Genomic DNA, 22,794 nt, shown 5'->3' on the forward strand with positions numbered 1-22,794 from the left:
GACAACCCGATTAGCTTGCAATCAGGGCTTTGACGTCTGGAAGGCCCAGTGCCTTACCTCCGACGCCCCATTGGCCGTCTTTGACTTCGTCAATAATCACCCAAGTTACATCACGTAGTTTTTCGCTTGTTACCTCGGTAACAACATCGGTAATTTTTGCGATCAGCTCTTCGGACTGACCGTCGCTCAATTCGTCTTTGAACACTTTGACTTGAATAAGAGGCATTTTTCCACCTGACCATTGATTCACATTTGATGCCGATCACGGCTCCTCCCGAGCGCGATCTTGTAACCGGCAAAACAAACCTAAGCTGGAAAGGTTGCTATGTAACCTGTAAAATAGTATCACATAGGTTACCATATCGTGATTTGACTTTTCTAGTCCACGTCCCGCGCCAAGGCCCTCAACCCGGATCTGAAATCAGGATAGCGCAATGAGACGCCAAGCTCAGATTTGATCTTATCATTGCGGACCCGTTTATTCTCCGCATAGAAGCTGCGGGCCATAGGGGTCATATCTGCCGCATCAAAGGGCACAGCAGGCGGCATGGGCAGCCCAAGGATTTCGGCCGCAAAACCAATCACCTCTTCGGGCGGGGCGGGCAAGTCATCACACACATTGTAAACGGCACCCGGATTGGGCCGAGACATAGACGCAGCCAGTACCTGTGCAATGTCATTTACATGTATTCGCGAAAAGACCTGTCCAGGTTTCACTATCCGCCGTGCCTGCCCCGAACGTACTTTGGAAAATGGCCCGCGCCCCGGACCATAGATCCCAGCCAAACGAAAGACATGCACTGGCAGTCCGCTGTTCAGCCATTCGCGCTCGGCCGCGACGCGCCATTGCCCCCGGGCCGTGCTTGGGGAAACAGGGGTTTCTTCGTCAACCCAAGCGCCGCCGTGATCCCCGTAAACAGCTGTTGTCGATAAATATCCCACCCATTCCAAAGCACGATCGCCAAGCTGCGCCACAAGCGCTGACAGAACAGGGTCACCCTCTTTATTCGGCGCTATAGAAGACAAAACATGGGTGACCCCATCAAGCTGCAGGGGTTGGCCAGGCCATTTCACAGTTCTTGCGCCGTCGACCAGATGACCATCGCGGCTGGTCCCCACAACACGCCACCCTTGCGGGGCGAGTTCTCGCGCCAGGGCTTGAGCTGAATAACCAAATCCAAGACAAAGAAGAGTTTTTTCCATGCCTCATAGATGCGCTTGAGTGCAGTGCGTGACAACCATGGATTTGATCACACGTCAGATTGGGATGCTGCACGATCCAAATGTCCCAAATCCTGCTCAGGCGCGATTTGATCTCTAACCCGCGTTTTCAGCTCTTTGACGTCAGGAAAGCCGCCGTCGCGCTTTCGTTCCCATAGGACCTGTTCACCGATACGGATCTCATAAGTACCGCCAATCTCACTTGGAACCAAAGTGACCCCGCCCAGCTGTTCCTGAAACGTGGACAGCAACTCCTGTCCCATCCACGACGCGCGCAGCAGCCAGTTACAGCCAATACAATAAGAGATTGTTACAACGGGTTTCTGCGTTTCTGACATTGGACCCTCGCGTCATTGGAAAACCGGAATATGCACCGAGATGACGCAAACAAATCTGCAATGTTAAAGCCTTCCAATCCCAGAGGGCGCGTGACCTTAACACTATGGCGGCGATCACTCGCTCAGACGGTTGCCTTCAGTATCAATAAGCTCGGAACCGTCCTCTTTGGCCCATGGACCTTGCGGCCAGTTGTCAAGCAGATCCAGAACCGAACCAGAGGGGCGACACAGTTTGACACCGTTCTTACAAGCCACAATTGGACGGTTCACCAGCACAGGGTGCTCCAGCATATGATCCAGCAGAACCGTATCAGAAACAGCCGGATCCAAAAGCCCGAGCTCCTCAGCTGGTGATTTACTCGTTCGCAGCGCCTGCCTGGGGGTAAGGCCAGCAGCCGCAAACAACGCCTGCAGCTGCGGTCGCGTCCAACCGGTATCCATATACTCGATGACAGTTGGGGTATAACCAGCGTCTTTGATCAGTTGCAGCACGTTACGCGATGTACCGCAGGCGGGGTTGTGGTGAATAACGATATCCATGTGACTTTCTTCCTATTTTTGCATGACCTTTTCATGAAACAGGACAAGTTACGCTTGAATTTAATGGCGCAACCGGAAGAAAATAAACCATGTCAGAGAACCCTTTCCCGAGTTGGCCCGACGTCGCCGCACAGTTGGTAGAAGTGGCTGCAGGCCGCGCACCAGCTGATACCGTAATCCGCCGCGGACAATGGGTGAATGTCCACACCCGTGAAATCCTGCCGGACCACGACATCGCCATAAAATGCGGTCGTGTCGCTTATGTCGGACCGGATGCGAGCTATTGTACGGGGCCAGAAACAGAGGTGATCGAAGCGCAGGGCCGTTTTATGATTCCAGGCCTGTGTGACGCACATATGCACATTGAAAGCGGCATGCTTACTCCTGCTGAATTTGCCCGCGCTGTTATCCCTCATGGCACCACAACCATGTTCACCGACCCGCATGAAATTGCCAATGTCATGGGGTTAGAAGGCGTGCGCCTGATGCATGACGAAGCACTCTTGCAGCCGGTAAACATATACACCCAGATGCCCAGCTGCGCGCCGTCAGCTCCGGGTTTGGAAACCACGGGGTTTGAAATCACGCCTGAGGATGTCGAAGAAGCCATGTCCTGGCCCGGCATCATTGGATTGGGTGAAATGATGAACTTCCCAGGCGTCGCAAACGGCGACCCTAAAATGCTTGCCGAGATCGCCGCAGCTCAACGCGCCAACAAAACGGTGGGCGGGCATTATGCTTCACCCGACTTAGGCCCCAACTTTGCCGCCTATGTCGCAGGTGGGCCAGCAGACGATCACGAAGGAACCTGTGAAGCCGATGCAATCGCCCGCTCACGACAAGGCATGCGATCGATGATGCGATTGGGCTCGGCTTGGTATGATGTCGAAAGCCAGATCACTGCAGTGACCGAGAAAGGGTTGGATAGCCGCTCCTTTATCCTTTGCACCGATGATTGCCATTCCGGAACTTTGGTCAATGACGGCCACATGAATCGCGTTGTGCGCCACGCCATCGCTTGCGGCTGTGAACCGTTGGTTGCAATACAGATGGCCACCATCAACACAGCCACCCATTTTGGATTAGAGCGTGAAATTGGCTCAATCACACCTGGACGCCGAGCGGATGTGATCCTGACATCAGACCTGACAGAATTGCCAATAGAAACGGTCATTGCACGCGGAACAATTGTTGCCGAAGCAGGCTCTATTCTAGTGGATTGCCCGCATTTGGACTGGCCTGACCACGCCAAAGGCACAATCCACCTTGGCCATGAACTCACCGCACGGGATTTCGAAATCGCTGCGCCAGACGGAGCCAATGCTGTAACAGCCAATATTATTGGTGTCGTCGAAAACCAAGCTCCGACAAAGGCGCTCAAGGCCGAGTTGCCGGTCCGGGATGGCTTGGTCGAAGGAGAAAACGACATTTGCCAGATCGCCTTGGTCGAGCGGCACCGTGGCACCGGGGGCGTGACAAATGCCTTTGTCTCGGGCTTTGGTTACCACGGACCGATGGCAATGGCCTCTACAGTAGCGCACGACAGCCACCATATGATTGTTGTTGGAACAGATCGGGTTCAGATGGCGCTGGCTGCAAATCGCTTGGCTGAAGTCGGCGGTGGCATCACCATTTATAAAGACAGCGAAGAACTGGCACTGGTTGAACTGCCCATTGCAGGATTAATGTCCAATAGCCCTGCAACAGAAGTCGCTGCCAAAGCCCAAAAAATGGTAGAAGCCATGCAAGCTTGCGGTTGCACCTTGAACAACGCTTATATGCAGCACTCGCTTCTGGCACTGGTTGTGATCCCGGAACTGCGCATTTCGGATCTTGGTCTTGTGGACGTGACCCAATTCAAGAAAATTCCCGTTATTGAAGGCACTGCATGAAAATCGAATTACCAAAGGCTCCGGCACCAGAAAACTTCACAAACGCAGATGCAGCGGTGACCCGACTGGTTGAACTTTATCAACTGGCAACAGATTTTTTGTGTACCGCTTTCGCCGATGTTATGGAAAACGGGCCAAAGGATGACACGCATTTTCGCGCATTTTATCCGGAAATTCGCTTTACCAACCCCTCCTATACACAGGTCGACAGTCGGCTCAGCTATGGCCATGTTTCTGCGCCCGGCGTTTATGCCAGCACAATTACCCGGCCGGACTTGTTCCGAAGCTACTTGGCCCAACAAATCACTTTATTGGTTCGCAACCATGGTCAGCCGGTCCAAATCGGTTTTTCAAACACCCCGATCCCGGTGCATTTTGCTGTCGCAAATCGAAACGACATCACGGTTCCGCAGGAAGGCGCAGCGGGTTTTGTCCTCAGAGATATTTTCGATGTGCCGGACTTGGCCACAACCAATGACGATATCGTAAATGGCACGCACCAACCGGTTGACGGTGTCGGCCCCCTTGCCCTCTTTTCAGCGCAACGTGTTGACTACTCTCTTGCGCGGCTCTCGCATTACACAGCAACGGATGCCGAGCATTTCCAAAATCATGTGCTCTTCACCAACTACCAGTTTTATGTTTCCGAGTTTGAAGCCTATGCACGTGACATGTTGGCAGACCCGAACTCAGGCTACACAAGCTTTGTGAGCACCGGCAACCACGTGATCTCTGACCCATCAGCAGCAATCCCACAGACCGGAAAGATGCCGCAGATGCCGACCTACCACCTCAAGCGTGAGGACGGTAACGGGATCACATTGGTGAACATCGGTGTAGGACCTTCAAACGCGAAAACGGCAACCGACCATATTGCAGTTTTGCGCCCGCACGCCTGGCTCATGGTTGGCCACTGTGCCGGGCTGCGCAATACGCAGGCCTTGGGTGATTTTGTGCTGGCACATGCTTACCTACGCGAAGACCATGTTCTGGACGACGACCTGCCGATATGGACACCAATTCCAGCCCTTGCAGAGATCCAGGTTGCATTGGAGCAAGCCGTTGCGGAAATCACAGAATTAGACGGGTATGACCTGAAGCGGATCATGCGGACAGGTACTGTTGCAACGATCGACAACCGCAACTGGGAGTTGCGCGATCAATCCGGGCCAGTACAGCGGCTCAGCCAATCTCGCGCCGTTGCGCTCGACATGGAAAGTGCAACAATTGCGGCAAATGGGTACCGGTTCCGGGTTCCATATGGCACGCTTTTATGTGTATCTGACAAGCCTCTACACGGTGAACTGAAGCTGCCCGGCATGGCATCGGACTTTTACCGCACACAGGTTTCGCGGCATTTGAAGATTGGCATAAAAGCCATGGAAACACTGCGTGGGATGCCTTTGGAGCGGCTTCACAGCCGAAAACTGCGCTCTTTCGACGAAACCGCGTTTCTTTAGCACCGAAAAAGCACTGGATTTCGACGAAAAATCGCCGAAACGCATGTGTTTTCAGCGTCTATCCGTTGTGTTCAGCCACTACATACCGGTAGTATTCGGCGATGAGGCCCTACACATCGGGCAGTCGTAAGGAGAGAAAAAAAATGTCCAAACCGATGACCAAAACTCAGCTGGTTGCCGCGCTGGCCGACGAAATGGGCAGCGACAAAAAAACAGCAGGCTCTGCGTTGGAAGCCGTTTGCAGCCTGATTACCCGCGAAGTTTCCGGCGGTGGTGCCGTGACACTTCCAGGCGTTGGTAAGATCTACTGCCGCGAGCGTCCGGAGCGTGAAGTACGCAACCCGGCCACCGGTGAGAAGTTTGTGAAAGAAGCGGACAAGGTCGTGAAAATGACCATCGCTAAAGCGCTGAAAGACAGCGTGAATGGCGAGGCTTGATCACCAAGCCGGTTTCGAATTTCCCAAGGGTCGCTCTTGCAGCGGCCCTTTTTCGTTTCGGTCTTGGAGCGAGCAGGTCACAACAGCGCGAGGCGGCTTTGTGTCGGCGAAGCGCCTTCAGTTTACCCCTTTGAAATTCTCTCGCCACGCCCCATTTTATGAACGGTAGTTCGGTTTAGAGAGGCGCCATGACACAATACTCCAAGACCCCCGACGCCGTTGCGCGATTGTCCGAAGAAGAATTTTATGTCACGCAAAAATCCGGCACGGAACGGCCGGGCACAGGCAAGCTGCTGAACAACAAAGAACCGGGTATATACGTCGATATTGTATCCGGAGAACCGCTGTTTGCATCTTCTGACAAATACGAATCTGGTTGTGGCTGGCCGAGTTTTACCAAGCCAATAGAACCGGCGCATATCCAGGAGCTGGAAGACCGCACGCATGGTATGGTGCGAACAGAAGTTCGTTCAACTCATGGGGACAGCCACTTGGGACATGTGTTTCCCGATGGCCCTCGAGACCAAGGTGGACTGCGTTACTGTATCAACTCCGCCTCCTTACGTTTCATTCACCGGGACGACATGGTCTCTGCGGGGTATGGCGACTATATTGACCAAGTGGAGGAACAAGCATGAGCAATTCCGAACGTGCTGTTTTGGCAGGCGGTTGCTTTTGGGGGATGCAGGAACTGATCCGTGCCTTACCTGGTGTGATTTCAACCCGCGTGGGCTACACCGGAGGCGACGTCCCAAACGCAACCTATCGCAATCACGGGACTCATGCAGAAGGGATTGAAATTCTGTTCGATCCAACTCAGATCAGTTACAGAAGCCTGCTGGAATTTTTCTTTCAAATTCATGACCCAACCACGGCCGACCGTCAAGGCAACGACGTTGGTATGAGCTATCGTTCCGCCATCTACTTTGTGGACGCGCATCAAAAGGCGATAGCCGAAGACACGATCTCTGACGTAAACGCTTCAGGGATCTGGCCTGGAGTTGTGGTAACCGAGGTCGAGCCAGTAGGTGACTTTTGGGAAGCAGAGCCAGAACACCAGGATTATTTGCAGCGAACTCCCAATGGGTATACCTGCCATTTCCCGCGGCCCAATTGGGTTCTGCCCAAACGAGCGGAATAATGCATGTCTAAGGCCTATTCAGTTGAAAAACTCGCCGATTTGAATGCTCGGTTTTGATCTCGATATCTGCACAGCCGAGACCTTGATCATATGGCGGGTGTTGTTTGGGGAGCCGTGATGAGCTTTGCGAGTTTTCTGAGGTTCTGGGCGGTGGCGGCGAGGTGGAATTCGTCGCGTGCGCCGCATGGACCACGTAATCGGAGGCGTCCGAGACCGAGGATGCGTTTGAGGTGGGCAAACAGCATCTCGACCTTCTTCCTGAGCTTGCAAGAGATCGCGTATTGGGTGGTTTGGGCGATGGCGCGCGCCACGTCTCGGGATGGTTCGTGGACCGACCGTGTTACCTTGCGCCGCGGCTCTTTCGGGCAGCATCGGCTTTTCAGGTTGCAGGCGTCGCAGTCGGATCTGCGGGCACGATAACGAAGGATGCCGTCCTTGTCCGGTTTCGGTTCCCTCGGCTTTGTGAAGGCCCGGCGGTATTGTTTGAGTTCCTTGCCACCTGGACAGATGTACGCGTCATTCTCAGTGTCATAGGTGAAGTCGGCTCGCTCGAAGGTCCCGTCGTTGCGACCGGATTTATCGATAACCGGGATATGCGGAGCAATGCCATGATCGACAAGCCAGCCAAGCATGGGTCCCGAACCATAAGCCGTGTCTGCGATCAACCGTTCCGGCTTGAGATCATGGCGCTGGTGCACCCGACTAACCATGGTTCGGGTAGCACCGACCTCAGCCTGTCGGATAGACCGAGTTGCTTCAACATCCAGGATCACACCGTTGTCGGTGTCGATCAGATAGTTGGCGGAATAGGCAAAATAGGCGGGTCCACCCCGTGCCCCTGTCCATTGCGAGGCTGGATCGGAATGTGAGGTGAACTTCGGCTTCACCGGGCTTGCAGCACCAAAGGCGGCTTCATCCAACGTCTCTAGGTATTCCCTGACGGCGCGGGGTGCATCTTCAGGGACGATCTTCTCAGGTGCCCAATCCCGCTGCGGTGAGGAGTTCTGCCGATTGGCATCAGCCTGGATCAGGCTGGCGTCAGCTGCGAAACGCTGCCCACTGGCCAACCCTTCCTCGATACAGCGCGTAACAACCGTCTCGAACAAATGCCGCAAAAGGTCACTGTCTCGGAAACGGCCGTGCCGGTTCTTCGAGAAGGTCGAATGGTCCGGCACCGGATCAGTGAGATCGAGGCGGCAAAACCAGCGGTACGCGAGGTTGAGATGCACCTCGTCACAGAGCCGACGCTCAGATCGAATGCCCATCACGTAGCCCACCAGCAGCATCCGGATCATCAGTTCCGGATCAACTGACGGTCTGCCCGTTGAGCTATAGAAGGGGGCAAGGTGTCCCCGGATGCCTGAAAGTTCGACGAACCGGTCTATGCCACGGAGAATGTGATCCTGAGGAACATGGTCCTCAATCGAGAACTCGTAGAACAACGCTCCCTGCGCTTCCTGCCTCGGCCCCATCATCGCGGTCAATCTCCTGCAACGTCGCAAGAATTGAACCAGTCAATCCAGCACCAAACAAGAAGAGTTTTTCAACAGAATAAGCCCAAGGCGGCCCTTCGCCTGTTATTCTGTAATACGTGGCCGCCCTGACGCTTCAACCGTAATTTGCGCTTCCACAAACACGTCACGTGATTCGACCCGTACAGTGCGAATATCCCGCGAGATCGACAGACCGATGTCACCTGCCCCAGCCAGTTCGGCTCGCTTGAGGACGATATTCTTCAGAGCATCTTCAAGAGCATCTTGTGCCGACTGGAGTGAAGCATGGTCTTTCGGCCCCTCATCTGAGTGGACTCGAAAAACACCTTCGGCGGGCGCTGTGATACTCCCCTGAACCCGCTCAGAGATTCTCCCGACGACTGCCCCAATTGCGTTGGCAACATCCCCATGTTCCGGCAAGAGGACCGCCCCATTCAACCGTTTGCCCACAGCGGGGTAGTAGGTTGAAGCAGACGCACCAAGCCCAATGACATCCACGTTCAGCGCAGCATCCAAGGAAATGAGCCCCTTATGCCCCGCCAGAGCACGCATCATCAACGGGTGCCGAACAAGCTCATCCGTCGCGCCGTCAAACTCAGGCTCTTCTAAAAAAATAGTCTCTAACAGCGCAGAAACGGTCTGATCTGTCATCTGGTCCAAAATCATCTTAGCCACTTCAGCGGCATTTCGTGCCACGGTTTCTCCTGATCCGACCCGGCGTCGGGACAACAACAGCAGCGCTTTTTCTGACGCATCAGCATCCCAGGCATTGTGCAGACCAAGAACATGGCATGCATCTGTTGGGGTCACACTTGCGACTTGCACCAGGCCACGATCCCACAGCCGTTTCAGTGCCGCGTGATCCATACGCGTGCGCAACAAATCTGACAGCGGCCATACCCGGTCCGAAATACGGTCCAGCAACATTCTATCTCGGTCGGCCAACCCGGCTGGATGCGTTGACTGAAGCCTACGAAGAAACTGGCCCGCCTGCTCGGACACAACTGGCGCGTTTAATGCCGCATCTAAAGCCGAGTGGACGATATCGGGCGCGTCAAAGGCAATCAGGGAAACCGGAAGAACACGACGCGGGCCAAGCGTCACGCCGCCTTTTAGTCCATTTGAGACCACGTGAACTTGGCTATCACCTCCCAACCCTGTGGTGCGCATCGCGACGGCCTCAACCATCGTGCGATGCGCACCAACACGGGCGCCATTTGGATCAAGCTGTGGCTTTCCATCCCTGATTAACGCCACGTCTGTTGTGGTTCCACCTATGTCACTGACCAAAGCGGTCTCAACGCCCGTCAACCAACGCGCACCAACGATTGAAGCAGCAGGGCCGCTCAGGATGGTTTCGATGGGTCGCTTGCGTGCCTCTTCGCAGCTCATCAACGCACCGTCACCACGCACAACCATCATCGGCACCGAGATACCGATGCTGGACAGTGTTTCTTGGGCGCGGCCAATCAATGCATCAATCATCCCGATAAGGCGTGCATTCAATACGGCCGTTACCGCCCGTTTGGGCCCGTTGAGCTTCGCAGACAGCTGATAAGAACAGCTGACGGGCAGGCCTGTCAGATCTTGTATTTTTTGTGCGGCCTGCTGTTCATGAGACGGGTTACGGGTTGAAAAAACACCTACGACAGCAAACCCAGTTACCGTTTCCCGGTGTTCTTCTACAAAGGTTTGAAGGGCGTCCAAATCCAATGGCTGTGCTTCGGATCCACTATGGGTATGACCACCCTGCAACACCATGACCGGATCGCCGGCCAAGGCTTCGTTCAGACCGTGCCGCTCTAGGTCAGTGTCATTAAATCCTATGTAAATAAGTGCAACCCGCCCCCCCTGACCTTCGACCAGCGCATTTGTGGCAAGCGTTGTCGATAAAGAAGCCAAGGCAATATCAGATGGGTTTACGCCTGAAAGCCGAAGAACTTCTGTAACGGCATTGCCAATACCAATTGCCAAATCCTGCCGGGTTGTCAGGGCTTTTGCAGATGCGATGATGTCCTTTTCATCCCGGATCAAAACCGCGTCTGTGAAAGTGCCGCCGGTATCGACGCCCAATGCAAGAGCCATGCCCTTTATCCCCTGGTCAAAATGTTCTTACGAACCAAATGGCAGAATATGCGTAACCTGCAATGCAAAGAAATCTTATCCAAGTTGCGAAACAGCCCACTGCGCGGCCTCGGCTACAGTCGGGTCCGGGTCATTACACAGGTTTTGGGCCACAGATCGCAAATCCGGGCTGCCGCTATTTCCAATGGCATAAAGCACGTTACGAACAAAGCGGTCGCGCCCGATCCGTTTTATTGGTGATCCGGAAAAGAGACTGCGAAAGGCCGCGTCATCCAGCTGTGCCAATTCTGCCAACGGCGGCGCTCGCAGGTCATCACGTGCAGCGTAACGAATATCACTTGCCTCAACTGCAAACTTATTCCACGGGCAAGCTGCAAGACAATCGTCACAGCCATAGATCCGATTGCCCAAGAGCGGACGCAGGTCCACATCTACAGGGCCTTTATGCTCAATCGTCAGATAGGATATGCATCGTCGCGCATCCAACTGATAGGGCGCAGGAAATGCGTCCGTAGGACAGGCCATCAGGCAAGACTGACACGATCCACAATGGTCCCGCTCACGCGCATCAACCGGCAGCTCCAGCGTCGTAAAAACAGAGCCTAAAAAGACCCAATTGCCAAAATTCCGACTGACAAGATTCGTGTGTTTCCCCTGCCACCCAAGACCTGCCGCCTGCGCCAGCGGTTTTTCAGGAACCGGAGCAGTATCGACAAAGACCTTCACCTGTGTGTCGTCAGCGGTTTCAGCGATCAACCAGCGTGCCAAGCGTTTGAGGCGTTTTTTGACAAGATCATGATAGTCCTTGTTACGCGCATAGACAGAGACTGCGCCGCAGTCCGTCCGGGCCACCGCGTCCATCGGGTTCTCTTCTGGTGTATAGCTTTCTGCCAACATGATCACCGAACGCGCCTCTGGCCAAAGCTGCGCCGGGTCGCCCCGCCAATGCTGGCGTTCAGCCATCCACCCCATCTGACCGTGAAAACCCTCTGCCAGAAACTGTTCAAGCCTGTCCGCCACTTCGGGGACATCCCAAGGGCGACAAATCCGACAGGAGACAAACCCCTCGGCCTCAGCCTGCGCCGCCAATCGGGCCTTCAGATCTGCCAAATCGTTCATCTTTTTCTAAAAGCACTCTCGGATTTACATCATTGCAGGACCACATGGCACCCAGCGCTGATTAGAACCCTATCAGAAATCAAGATCCGCGTAATGAGCCGGAGGTCGGAAACCCGGGATTTGGTCCGCAAGAATGGAACGGAAAGCTGGACGGGACTTGATCTTGGCATACCAATCCTTCACCACCGCAGATCGGTTCCAATCCACATCTGAGATATAGTCGAGCGATGACAGATGTGCGGCCGCAGCGAAATCTGCCAAGGTCATCTTGTCCCCGGCCAACCACCGGCGATGATCCAGCAACCACGTCATGTAGTCCAAGTGATATTTTATCGCTTTGGCGCCTGCCTTGACATTTTTACTGTCGGGATAGCCCTCGCCAGTGACTTTCTTGTTCACCCGTTCATAAAGCAGCTTCGACGTTACTTCGTTGTGAAACTTGTCATCAAACCAACCAACAAGCCGACGAACTTCTGAACGCGTATCTGCATCTGCAGGCATCAGCGAAGGTTCTGGCCGCGTTTCCTCGATATATTCACAGATTGCCGCACTTTCAGTTAGGATTTTTCCATCCAGACGCAGCACAGGAACTTTGCCGGCGGGATTGCGGCGCAGAAAATCAGGATCCTGCTCCCAGTAGCGCTCTTCTATCAGCTCAACTTCGATTTTCTTTTCAGCCAGCGACAAACGGACCTTGCGGCAGAACGGGGAAAGCGGAACGTGATAAAGGCGAGCCACCTAAGCAAACTCCTGAAAATGCGGTGTGAGAACTTTCACACAGATGCCCAATACGCGCAAAAGATTCAATCCTCGAAACACGCAGATCGTCCATCCGCGCGGATCGTGGCTGCACCGTCGGCGATCCGGTCCGCGCGTTTTCTTAGTCCCTGCGTCGGGCGGGCTGCTGAACGCCTTTTGGGATTGGGAAGCACGGCGGCCAATAAGGCAGCCTCCCGTGCTGACAGCTCATCCGGACCTTTGCCAAAATACCTCCGCGCGCCTGCTTCGACACCAAAAACGCCCTCATCCGTTTCAGCAACATTCAGATACACTTCCAGAATTCTGCGTTTGGACCAGATCGCTTCGACCATTGGCGTCAACAAAGTCTCCAAGGCCTTTCGAAACCAGCTGCGCTCCTGCCACAGAAATACGTTTTTCACCACTTGTTGCGAGAGGCTGGACCCGCCGCGACGTCCCCCGTCCTGCAAAGCGGACTGGATTGCAACAAGGTCGAACCCCCAATGCAGGCAATAATTTGCGTCCTCAGCCGCCACGACTGAACGCACCAAAACAGGGCTTATATGTTCAATCGGTACCCATTCACGATCAACATCTCCCAATCTGCGTTTTTCGGACCAGATCGTGTGGGTTATAGGTGGGTTGACCACTGAAAACAGAAGCACAAGCAGCAATGCCGTCACAAAACCGCCAAGCAAAACGCGGAAAATCCAACGTCGCAGCCAAGAGATCGGCCGGAACTTTGAATTCCCGGATTTCCGTTTCGAAGATGATTTCTTACTTTGTGCCCGAACTGCCATGCCTCTCTATAAATCAGTCAACCGACCAGCACCAAGAGGTGTTTCCACATAAAAAATAACCCGCAGGTGTTCCGCCTGCGGGTCCAGTTGGGGATTCGTCAAATTCTATTACTCGGCCGGGATCACCTCATCCTCAAGCGACAGAGGATGCGGCAGTTTGTTCAGCATCTCTTTGGGGCAAACCTGGAGGAAGTTAAATTTTTCATTGTCCCAGTTTTGCAAAATTTCTGCTGCTTTTCGGCTTCCAGTTTCCTTCAAATGCTGTTCGAGCAAATCTTTCAGCTCTGCTTCCCAATGCGCCACCGTAACTTGGGTAACGACCAGTGATTCCATGTTCATCAGCGCTTCCGCCTGCGCATCCGGATCATAGAGGTAAGCCATACCTCCGGTCATACCTGCACCAAAGTTGGCACCAATTGACCCAAGGATCACTGCAACACCGCCGGTCATATATTCACAACCGTTGGATCCGCAGCCTTCGACCACGACCTTTGCGCCAGAGTTCCGTACGGCAAAACGTTCACCCGCACGGCCCGCAGCAAAAAGATACCCGTCTGTCGCACCATACAGCACAGTGTTTCCGACAATTGTATTCTTACTTGCCGTCAAAGGGCTAACTTGTGGCGGGCGCACAGTGATAATGCCGCCCGAAAGGCCCTTGCCAACATAGTCGTTTGCATCACCGGACACTTCCAATTTCAGACCTGGCGCAGCAAAGGCACCAAGGGACTGACCGGCAGATCCTTGCAGTTTGACTGTCAGATGATCCGGCTGCAGTGTGTTTCGCATACCAAAATTCTGAACAATATGGCTGGAGGTTCGGGTGCCAACGGTCCGGTGCGTGTTCTGAACCGCATAGGAAAGCTGCATTTTCTCGCCTTCTTTGAGGAAGCGCGCGGCATCCCGGACGATTTCAGCATCCAAAGTATCCGGAACCGCGTTCCGTTCCTTGTCGCGGTTGTACACAATATTGTGCGCTCCATCGACGGTGATCAGCATTGGATTGAGGTCCAAATCATCCAGATGCGCTGAGCCACGCGAGACCTGCGCCAGCAGATCCGCACGACCAATCACGTCGTCCAAGGAGCGCGCGCCGATGGAAGCAAGGATTTCCCGCACTTCCTGGGCATAGAAGGTGATGAGGTTCACCACTTTGTCGGCGTTACCGGTAAACTTGCCACGCAGTGCTTCATCCTGTGTACAGACGCCAACCGGGCACGTGTTCGACTGACACTGACGAACCATGATGCAGCCCATAGCGATCAGCGCTGCGGTTCCAATGCCGTATTCCTCGGCGCCCATCATCGCAGCCATGACAATGTCACGCCCAGTGCGCAGGCCCCCGTCTGTCCGCAGAGTGACACGGTCGCGCAGGTTATTCATCGCCAGAACCTGATGCGCCTCGGTCAGACCCATTTCCCAAGGCAGACCCGCGTATTTGATAGAGGTCGCCGGAGATGCCCCGGTGCCGCCGTTGTGACCCGAGATCAGGATGACGTCCGCCTTGGCCTTGGCCACGCCCGCAGCAATTGTGCCAACACCCGAAGATGCTACCAGTTTCACGGTTACCTTACAGCGCGGGTTGATCTGTTTCAGGTCATAGATCAGCTGAGCCAGATCCTCGATCGAGTAGATATCATGGTGCGGAGGTGGTGAGATCAGCGTCACACCCTTGGTAGAATGGCGCAGACGAGCAATCAGGTCGGTCACCTTCATTCCGGGCAATTGGCCGCCCTCACCGGGTTTTGCACCCTGAGCAACCTTGATCTCCAGCTCTTCACACTGGTTCAGATACTCCGCAGTCACACCAAAGCGACCCGATGCAACCTGTTTGATCTTGGCCGACGGGTTGTCTCCGTTTGGCTCAGGATGGAAATGTGCCGGATCTTCGCCCCCCTCGCCCGAGTCGGACTTGGCACCAATCCGGTTCATCGCCACGTTCAGGGTCTTGTGCGCCTCGGGCGACAAAGCCCCCAACGACATACCCGGAGTGACAAAGCGTTTGCGGATCGAAGTGATCGATTCAACTTCTTCAATCGCAATCGGCTCACCCAGCGGCTTGATGTTCAGAAGATCCCGCAGGTGGATCGGAGGGTTCGCCTGCATCTTCGCCGAATACTGCTTCCACAGCTCAAATGATGCCTTGTTACAGGCCATTTGCATCATGTGCATGGAAGTTGCTTCCCACGCATGGGTCTCGCCGGACTTGCGCGCTTTGTAGAACCCACCGATTGGCAGAATACCTTCAGCAGTGTTCCAGCCTTTGGCGTGGATTTCCTCTGCCTTGACCTGAATACCATTGGTCCCAATGCCAGAGATACGCGAGGTCATGCCCGGGAAATATTCAGCAACCATTGCACGGCTGAGGCCGACCGCCTCGAAGTTCAGACCACCGCGATAGGATGAGATCACCGAGATACCCATTTTGGCCATGATCTTTAGCAGACCTTGGTCAATCGCTTCGCGGTAACGGGCAACGTTCTCGGTCAACGAACCATCCAGAAGGCCGCGATCAATCCGGTCCGCCAGAGAATCTTCGGCAAGATAGGCATTCACAACGGTCGCACCACAGCCAATCAGAACCGCGAAATAATGCGGGTCAATACATTCGGCAGACCGCACGTTCAGCGAACAGAAGGTGCGCAACCCCTTACGAGTCAGATGCGAGTGCACAGCAGACGTCGCGAGGATCATGGGCATCGCAATTTTGTCTTCGCCAGAATACTGGTCGGTCAACAAAATATGTCCAGCGCCAGAACGCACAGCGTCTTCGACCTCGGAACGAATGCGCGCAAGCCCAAGGCTCAGGGTTCCCTTTCCGGCTTCAAACGTACAGTCGATCTCAACCAGCGGTGCGTTGAACTGCTCAACCAGCTTTGACCATTGCGCATTACCGACAAAAGGACTCTCCAGCACGATGATTTCGGTCTGTGAGCTGTCTTCGTCCAGAACGTTCTTCAGATTACCAAACCGGGTTTTCAACGACATAACACGATATTCGCGCAAAGAGTCGATCGGCGGGTTGGTCACCTGGCTAAAGTTCTGGCGGAAGAAATGGCTGAGCGGACGGTACATCTTCGACAGAACGGCAGACGGGGTGTCATCCCCCATCGAGGCCAGCGATTCCTTGCCGTCTTCCGCCATCGGAGACAGAATCTGTTCCAGTTCTTCGATTGTATAGCCAGCGGCCACTTGACGGCGGCGCAGCTCTTCCCCTTGGAACAGCGGTTGTTCTGTCACTTCTGCCAGAGACGCATCGACATCGTTGATCTTTTCAACCCATTCGCCAAAGGGCAGCGCGCGCGCCAGCTTGTTCTTGATCGCGGTGTCGTGGAACAGCTTGCCCTTTTTCATATCCACGGCCAACATCTGCCCAGGACCCAGCGCGCCTTTTTCGACCACGTTGGCCTCGTCGATTGACACCATACCGGTCTCAGAACCGGCGATCACCAGACCATCGCCTGTCACCACATAACGCATCGGACGCAGACCATTCCGATCAAGCCCCGCACAGACCCACCGACCGTCAGTCATCGCCAAGGCCGCCGGGCCGTCCCAGGGTTCCATAACGGAGTTGCAGTAGGAATACATGTCACGCCAGGCTTGCGGCAACTCCAGCGCCTGTTTGGACCAGCTTTCGGGAACCAGCATGGTTTTTGCCATCGGAGCCGAGCGGCCGGCCCGTACCAGAACCTCAAACACCGAATCCAACGCAGCAGAGTCCGATGAGCCAGAGGCAACAATCGGCTTGATATCTTCAGCATGATCCCCAAAGGACGCGGACGCCATACGGATCTCGTGGCTCTTCATCCAGTTCAGGTTGCCTTTGAGCGTATTGATCTCGCCGTTGTGCGCCAACATGCGGAACGGCTGTGCAAGCCACCACTGAGGGAAAGTGTTGGTGGAGTAACGCTGGTGATACAGCGCAAAGGCCGATTCAAAGCGCTCATCCATCAGGTCCGGGTAGAAGACTGCAACCTGCTCGGCCAGCATCATGCCCTTGTAGATAATCGAGCGGCAGGACAGAGACGCAATATAGAGCGCACCAACCTGTGCTGCGGCAGCTGCCTTCTCGATACGACGACGGATTACATACAGTTCACGTTCAAAGGTCTCTTCATCGACACCTTTTGAATTCGAAATCAGGATCTGTTCGATTTCCGGTCGGGTCGCATTGGCTTTTTCGCCAAGGCAGGAGACATCCACCGGGACGTGGCGCCAACCATAGATGTAGTAGCCCATGCGCAGCACTTCGCTTTCGACAATAGTGCGGCAGGTTTCCTGCGCACCAAAGTCAGTACGCGGTAGGAACACTTGGCCAACAGCAACCTGTTCGCCCTTGCGCGGCTGGTGGCCGGTGCGTTCAATCTGGTCATAAAAGAACTGCTCCGGGATCTGCACGTGGATACCCGCGCCATCACCGGTCATGCCATCGGCGTCTACGGCGCCACGGTGCCAGATCGCCTTCAGCGCTTCGATACCGGCTTCGACAACCTTGCGGCTCTTTTTGCCGTCGATAGAGACAACAAGGCCCACGCCGCAGGACGAATGCTCTTCTTCCTCGGAGTAGAGACCGTTTTCAGCCATCCACTTGCGCTTGGCTTCCTCTGCACGGACCCATTCTGCATCATATTTGGTCATGTCTTCATTCCTCTCTAAGGCGGCGGCGCCTCGCCCATTTCGGGGGCGCTCAGGCCGCTTTTGGGATTTGAGTTAGATGGATTACTCGGCTGCGACAGAAGCTGCTGCGTTGAAACGCTCAAGGATCGCATTGGCACAATCGCGCCCATCCTTGATCGCCCATACAACCAATGAGGCACCGCGCACGATGTCGCCCACGGCATAAACGCCATCCATTTCGGTCGCGCCCGTCAGGAACTCGGCCTTTACCGTGCCCCATCGCGTGACGGGCAGTTCGGGCTGGTTCCACAATGTTTGCAGCTCTTCTGGCTCAAAACCCAGTGCTTTGATAACCAGGTCGGCCTCTTCAACGAAGTCCGCGCCTTCGATCACCTCGGGAGCTTGACGGCCGGATGCATCGGGCTGACCCAGGCGCATGCGTTGAACCATAACGCCCGAAACTTTGCCGGCGCTGTCAGTGAACCCTTTGGGCGCGGACAGCCATTCAAAGATCACACCTTCTTCTTCTGCGTTTTGCACTTCGCGCAGTGAGCCTGGCATATTTGCCTTATCGCGACGATACAGGCATTTAACCGAAGTCGCACCCTGGCGGATCGAAGTCCGCACACAGTCCATCGCAGTATCGCCGCCGCCGATGACAACAACTTTCTTGCCTTCCGCATTCAACGTACCGTCTTCGAACTCAGGGATACTGTCGCCAAAGTTGGAAGCTTTGTTGGACACGGTCAAAAAGTCGATCGCCTTTACGATACCGGTTGCACCCGAACCCGGCATGGCCAGATCGCGGGACTTGTAAACACCCGTCGCAATGATCACTGCGTCGTGTTTGGCACGGATCTCTTCAAATGTGATGTCCACCCCGACATTACAGTTGAGGACGAAGGTCACGCCACCGTCTTCCAGCAGCTTATTGCGGCGCATCACCACATCTTTTTCCAGCTTGAAGCCCGGAATACCGTAGGTCAGCAACCCCCCTGCGCGGTCGTAGCGGTCATAAACGGTTACCTGGACACCCGCCTTGCGCAGCATGTCTGCGGCAGCCAAACCACCGGGCCCAGCGCCGATGATGCCAACGGTTTCGGAACGTTCCGCCAGAGGTGCTGCTGGTTTCACCCAGCCTTTTTCCCACGCGGTATCGGTAATGTATTTCTCAACCGCGCCAATGGTTACTGTGCCATGCCCGGATTGCTCTATGACGCAGTTGCCTTCACACAGGCGGTCCTGCGGGCAAATACGACCGCAGATCTCTGGAAACGTATTGGTGGATTGGCTGGTGGCATAGGCCTCTTCCAGACGGCCGGTGGCGGTCAGGCGCAACCAATCCGGGATGTTATTGTGCAAAGGGCAATGCGACTGGCAATAAGGAACACCACATTGACTGCAACGGCTCGCCTGCTCACCAGCTTTAGCAGCGGCGAATTCCGCATAGATCTCGTCAAAATCACCTTTGCGTTCTTCAGCGGTTCTCTTTTCGGGCATATCGCGGTCAATGTGCACGAATTTGAGCATAGGTTGCTTGGCCACAGCTAAGAACTCCATTTTTGGCTAGCCTCGACACCGGATGTGTCGGAGCGTAGCGGTTATTGGTAAACCATACTGACCTTTACGGCCTGCCGTTTCTTTGGTCATACCTTGAAATGAGCGGATGTACAGAACTTTTAGGTCCGAATCGGAACTAATTGTCGGACTTTCTTTTCACACCAACGACTTATAGACAGCTTACACGACACTTATTGCCCACAATACACAGGCCCCAATATGTCTTTGTTCCACCTCTTTATTGTTGCCGTTATCCAAGGCCTTACCGAATTTCTGCCGATCTCATCCTCTGGCCACCTGATTCTCCTGCCGGAACTCACAGGGATGGAGGACCAAGGTCAGTTGATCGACGTCGCCGTTCACGTGGGCACGCTCTTTGCCGTCGTTCTCTATTTCTGGAGCGATGTGCGCGACGGGCTGGCTGGACTCATACCTTTGGCGCGGGGCAAAACAGATACCAGAGGCGCCAGACTTGCGCTTGGCCTGATTATTGCGACAATTCCTACCGTTCTCTTTGGTGCCTTTTTGCACTTCACCGGCCTCAGCGATGCCCTGCGCTCCATAACCGTGATCGGCTGGACCATGTTGGGCTTTGGCATCGTTTTATACGTCGCAGATCAATGGAGCCCAGCTCGCAAAGAAATAGGTGACTGGGGAACCAAGGATGCGATCGTTATGGGCCTGTGGCAAATGCTTGCATTGATCCCGGGGACTTCTCGATCAGGTATTACCATTACCGGCGCACGTCAGCTCGGCTATACGCGGGAAGAAGGCGCCCGTATCGCAATGCTGATGTCCATCCCGACGATCATGGCTTCGGGCATCTTGCTGGGAGCCGAAATGGCGGTAGACGCAAATCCCGCAATCATGAAAGACGCAGCTATCGCAGCTGGACTTGCTTTTGCCTCAGCACTTTTAGCACTGACCCTCATGATGCGACTTCTGCGCAGCGTGAGTTTCACGCCCTATGTGATTTACCGCGTGATCCTAGGCATTGTTCTTCTGGTCATAGCCTACAGCGCTTGAACAATAAAAAAAGGCGCCTAATTGGCGCCTTCTATATCTCCGACGATCGGAAATAAAACTCAGATGTCGCCGCGCAGGTTACGGGCTGAGCCGACCATTTCATCATACTGACCGGACGGGCGGAACTTCCAAAGGTAATCAGGCAGCACTGACGCCAGAGAGACAGGCTCGATGCCCAGATCAGCAAAGCCTTTGGCATCGTCAGAAACCACATTGTCGACCTTTAGGTTCCGAACCTGATCGGCAGTAAGCATCTTATTCTCGATCAACTGGCACGAGACCTTCTGCATCAGATCAAACCCAAAAGCCATCAAGCCAGCAGCAAAACCCGGCAGCGATACGATAATCGCACGACGGTGAATAACCTCCAGCATCTGCTGCATCAGACCGCGGAATGTCTTCACTTCTGGACCGCCAAGCTCATAGATACCCGCTTCGGCCCGACCCAGGACACCCTGGACCGCTGCCTTTGCAACATCATCCACATAAACAGGCTGGAATTTGGTCCCACCGCCCGCAATGGGCAAGATGGGCGCCATACGCGCCATGCCTGCAAATCGGTTAAAGAACTGGTCCTCGGTGCCAAAAATCACAGACGGGCGCAAAATCACTGCATCTGATCGATGAGACAGAACCGCAGCTTCACCTGCCGCCTTCGTGCGGGCATATTCGCTGCGGCTGGTTGCGTTTGCACCAATAGCAGAGACATGAACGAAAGTTTCAACACCCAATTCGGCAGAGATACGTGCAACGCGCGCAGCGCCATCGGCATGTGTTGCCTCAAACGTGTTTTTGCCCAGGCCGTTCAAAACACCCACACAGTTCACAACGGCATCCGCACCTTCCATCACGGCCGCAACCGATGCATCGTCGCGAATGTTGCACAGAACCGGCTCCACCTGACCTGGCACACCGTATGGTTTCACATACATCGCTTCATTTGGACGACGCACGGCAACGCGCACACGCCAGCCTTCTTTGGCCATGCGCCGCGCAATGTAGCGCCCCACAAAGCCGGATCCACCATAGATCGTGACCAGTTTGGACATCTGTTGGCTCCCAGTTGTAGCTATGGACCTGATTTATCGTCCCCGAGGTTTTGGAACAAGGCGCAAAACGAATTCGATTGATGTCAATTCAGCGTAATGCTGTTGAACAACAGATCACATCGCCAGACAGACTATTTTGCAAAAACGTCAAGAATCCGTTTGACGCCACCCCCGACTACCCTTATACGCCCGCTTCACGACATCTGTGCCCAGATGGCGGAATTGGTAGACGCGCTAGCTTCAGGTGCTAGTGTCCGTATGGACGTGGAGGTTCGAGTCCTCTTCTGGGCACCATATTACACCAGCAAATTAAACAAACAGCATACCCGCGCGCATGGACGTGTAAGTATTTGTTTTTACTGAACCTTCTGAAAACTCAGAAAATTCACCTCTGTCGTGAATTTACGCTTGCAGCACATTAAGACTCACCTTATACGCCCTCCTCACGACATCATGCCCAGATGGCGGAATTGGTAGACGCGCTAGCTTCAGGTGCTAGTGTCCGTATGGACGTGGAGGTTCGAGTCCTCTTCTGGGCACCACTTCCCCTTTAAAAGAATTCCAAAACCAAGGACTGCTACGCATCGGTTGAGTTCGCGAGGCAAAGCGCCTATGTCGATTCGCATTGGCGCAGCCACCACCCAGACAGAGGCAGTCCGTTGGCAAATCACCTATACAAGAACGACCTCCCTGATGGTCTGGACCTTGGAAACGTGGTCGCAATTGATTGCGAAACCATGGGATTGAACCCACACCGGGATCGTCTGTGCGTGGTGCAACTGTCTGCTGGCGACGGATCGGCTCATATTGTTCAGGTCACCCCTGGCCAATCAAAGCCCCCTAATCTGACCGCGCTCCTTGAGAACACAGAAATCCTCAAGCTCTTTCACTACGGACGCTTTGATATTGCGGCGCTTTTCAATACCTTTGGCGCATTGGCAGAGCCCGTGTATTGCACAAAGATAGCCAGCCGCCTGGTGCGCACCTACACGGACCGGCATGGCCTCAAGAACCTGACACAGGATCTTTTGGGCCTAGATATTTCCAAGCAGCAACAGATGAGCGATTGGGGGGCACCAAATCTGACGAAAGCTCAACTGGAATACGCTGCATCCGATGTTTTACACCTGCACAAATTGCGGGTTGAGCTGAACCAGAGGTTAGCCCGCGAAGGACGGACGGAAATAGCAAAAGCCTGTTTCGACTTCCTTCCAACACGTGCCAAACTGGATTTGGCCGGGTGGCCGGACACTGATATCTTTTCCCATTCCTAAA

At 54.5% G+C, this 22,794-nt stretch carries 19 protein-coding genes and 2 tRNA genes; 9 read left to right on the plus strand and 12 right to left on the minus strand.

What is annotated here, in order from left to right:
- Positions 1-10: 10 nt before the first annotated feature.
- The 4 genes from ACXAEW_RS05555 to arsC form a co-directional block, all read right to left on the minus strand.
- Positions 11-226, minus strand: coding sequence for a tautomerase family protein (locus ACXAEW_RS05555; RefSeq protein ID WP_474940379.1), 216 nt, complete (start codon positions 224-226; stop codon positions 11-13).
- A gap of 152 nt (positions 227-378) precedes the next feature.
- Complete coding sequence (locus tag ACXAEW_RS05560) at positions 379-1,203, minus strand: SDR family oxidoreductase (RefSeq protein ID WP_474940380.1); 825 nt, start codon at positions 1,201-1,203, stop codon at positions 379-381.
- A gap of 47 nt (positions 1,204-1,250) precedes the next feature.
- A complete protein-coding gene (locus tag ACXAEW_RS05565; protein ID WP_474940381.1) occupies positions 1,251-1,559 on the minus strand; it encodes an Rdx family protein in 309 nt (102 codons plus the stop codon).
- Between the two features lie 114 nt (positions 1,560-1,673).
- Positions 1,674-2,099 carry an arsenate reductase (glutaredoxin) gene (gene arsC, locus ACXAEW_RS05570; protein WP_474940382.1) on the minus strand — a complete coding sequence of 142 codons (426 nt, stop codon included), beginning with the start codon at positions 2,097-2,099 and terminating at the stop codon, positions 1,674-1,676.
- A gap of 89 nt (positions 2,100-2,188) precedes the next feature.
- Between arsC and ade the strand changes: the two genes are divergently transcribed.
- The 5 genes from ade to msrA all read left to right on the plus strand — a co-directional run bounded on the left by ade (position 2,189) and on the right by msrA (position 7,029).
- Entirely contained in the window at positions 2,189-3,991 is a 1,803-nt protein-coding gene (ade, locus tag ACXAEW_RS05575) for an adenine deaminase (protein ID WP_474940383.1), read from the plus strand.
- Positions 3,988-5,451: an AMP nucleosidase gene (locus ACXAEW_RS05580; RefSeq protein ID WP_474940384.1), complete on the plus strand. Its 1,464-nt coding sequence runs from the start codon at positions 3,988-3,990 to the stop codon at positions 5,449-5,451. Before ade ends, ACXAEW_RS05580 begins: the two co-directional genes overlap by 4 nt.
- A 143-nt stretch (positions 5,452-5,594) precedes the next feature.
- Positions 5,595-5,888: an HU family DNA-binding protein gene (locus ACXAEW_RS05585; protein ID WP_474940385.1), complete on the plus strand. Its 294-nt coding sequence runs from the start codon at positions 5,595-5,597 to the stop codon at positions 5,886-5,888.
- Positions 5,889-6,076: 188 nt separating this feature from the next.
- Positions 6,077-6,526, plus strand: a complete 450-nt coding sequence (gene msrB, locus ACXAEW_RS05590; protein ID WP_474940386.1) for a peptide-methionine (R)-S-oxide reductase MsrB — start codon at positions 6,077-6,079, stop codon at positions 6,524-6,526.
- Complete coding sequence (gene msrA, locus ACXAEW_RS05595; protein ID WP_474940387.1) at positions 6,523-7,029, plus strand: peptide-methionine (S)-S-oxide reductase MsrA; 507 nt, start codon at positions 6,523-6,525, stop codon at positions 7,027-7,029. The genes msrB and msrA overlap by 4 nt, the downstream gene beginning before the upstream one ends.
- An 86-nt stretch (positions 7,030-7,115) precedes the next feature.
- On the opposite strand, the gene ACXAEW_RS05600 is transcribed toward msrA, so the two are convergent.
- The 7 genes from ACXAEW_RS05600 to ACXAEW_RS05630 form a co-directional block, all read right to left on the minus strand.
- A complete protein-coding gene (locus ACXAEW_RS05600; RefSeq protein ID WP_474940388.1) occupies positions 7,116-8,504 on the minus strand; it encodes a transposase in 1,389 nt (462 codons plus the stop codon).
- Between the two features lie 102 nt (positions 8,505-8,606).
- The gene (locus ACXAEW_RS05605; protein WP_474940389.1) at positions 8,607-10,607 is read right to left on the minus strand and encodes a hydantoinase/oxoprolinase N-terminal domain-containing protein; all 2,001 of its coding nucleotides are present in this window, start codon (positions 10,605-10,607) and stop codon (positions 8,607-8,609) included.
- 75 nt (positions 10,608-10,682) lie between these two features.
- Positions 10,683-11,726 (minus strand): tRNA epoxyqueuosine(34) reductase QueG, encoded by a 1,044-nt coding sequence (queG, locus tag ACXAEW_RS05610; RefSeq protein ID WP_474940390.1) that lies wholly within the window; start codon positions 11,724-11,726, stop codon positions 10,683-10,685.
- Positions 11,727-11,798: 72 nt separating this feature from the next.
- The gene (gene fzlA, locus ACXAEW_RS05615; protein ID WP_474940391.1) at positions 11,799-12,464 is read right to left on the minus strand and encodes an FtsZ-binding protein FzlA; all 666 of its coding nucleotides are present in this window, start codon (positions 12,462-12,464) and stop codon (positions 11,799-11,801) included.
- A gap of 65 nt (positions 12,465-12,529) precedes the next feature.
- Positions 12,530-13,264: a monofunctional biosynthetic peptidoglycan transglycosylase gene (gene mtgA / locus ACXAEW_RS05620; protein ID WP_474940392.1), complete on the minus strand. Its 735-nt coding sequence runs from the start codon at positions 13,262-13,264 to the stop codon at positions 12,530-12,532.
- A gap of 108 nt (positions 13,265-13,372) precedes the next feature.
- Positions 13,373-17,905 (minus strand): glutamate synthase large subunit, encoded by a 4,533-nt coding sequence (gltB, locus tag ACXAEW_RS05625; protein WP_474940393.1) that lies wholly within the window; start codon positions 17,903-17,905, stop codon positions 13,373-13,375.
- Between the two features lie 81 nt (positions 17,906-17,986).
- Entirely contained in the window at positions 17,987-19,429 is a 1,443-nt protein-coding gene (locus tag ACXAEW_RS05630; RefSeq protein ID WP_474940394.1) for an NAD(P)-dependent oxidoreductase, read from the minus strand.
- Between the two features lie 234 nt (positions 19,430-19,663).
- On the opposite strand from ACXAEW_RS05630, the gene ACXAEW_RS05635 reads away from it, so the two are divergent.
- Entirely contained in the window at positions 19,664-20,470 is an 807-nt protein-coding gene (locus tag ACXAEW_RS05635) for an undecaprenyl-diphosphate phosphatase (protein ID WP_474940395.1), read from the plus strand.
- Positions 20,471-20,529: 59 nt separating this feature from the next.
- Here ACXAEW_RS05635 and ACXAEW_RS05640 read toward each other — a convergent pair whose 3' ends face one another.
- A complete protein-coding gene (locus tag ACXAEW_RS05640) occupies positions 20,530-21,519 on the minus strand; it encodes a complex I NDUFA9 subunit family protein (protein ID WP_474940396.1) in 990 nt (329 codons plus the stop codon).
- Between the two features lie 207 nt (positions 21,520-21,726).
- Between ACXAEW_RS05640 and ACXAEW_RS05645 the strand changes: the two genes are divergently transcribed.
- The 3 genes from ACXAEW_RS05645 to ACXAEW_RS05655 all read left to right on the plus strand — a co-directional run bounded on the left by ACXAEW_RS05645 (position 21,727) and on the right by ACXAEW_RS05655 (position 22,793).
- Positions 21,727-21,813, plus strand: a tRNA-Leu gene (locus ACXAEW_RS05645).
- A 161-nt stretch (positions 21,814-21,974) separates the two neighbouring features.
- Positions 21,975-22,061, plus strand: a tRNA-Leu gene (locus ACXAEW_RS05650).
- A 117-nt stretch (positions 22,062-22,178) separates the two neighbouring features.
- On the plus strand, positions 22,179-22,793 hold the full coding sequence (locus ACXAEW_RS05655) for a ribonuclease D (RefSeq protein ID WP_474940397.1): 615 nt from the start codon (positions 22,179-22,181) through the stop codon (positions 22,791-22,793).
- Position 22,794 lies beyond the last annotated feature (1 nt).

Source organism: Epibacterium sp. ABZ3_068 (assembly GCF_056159265.1).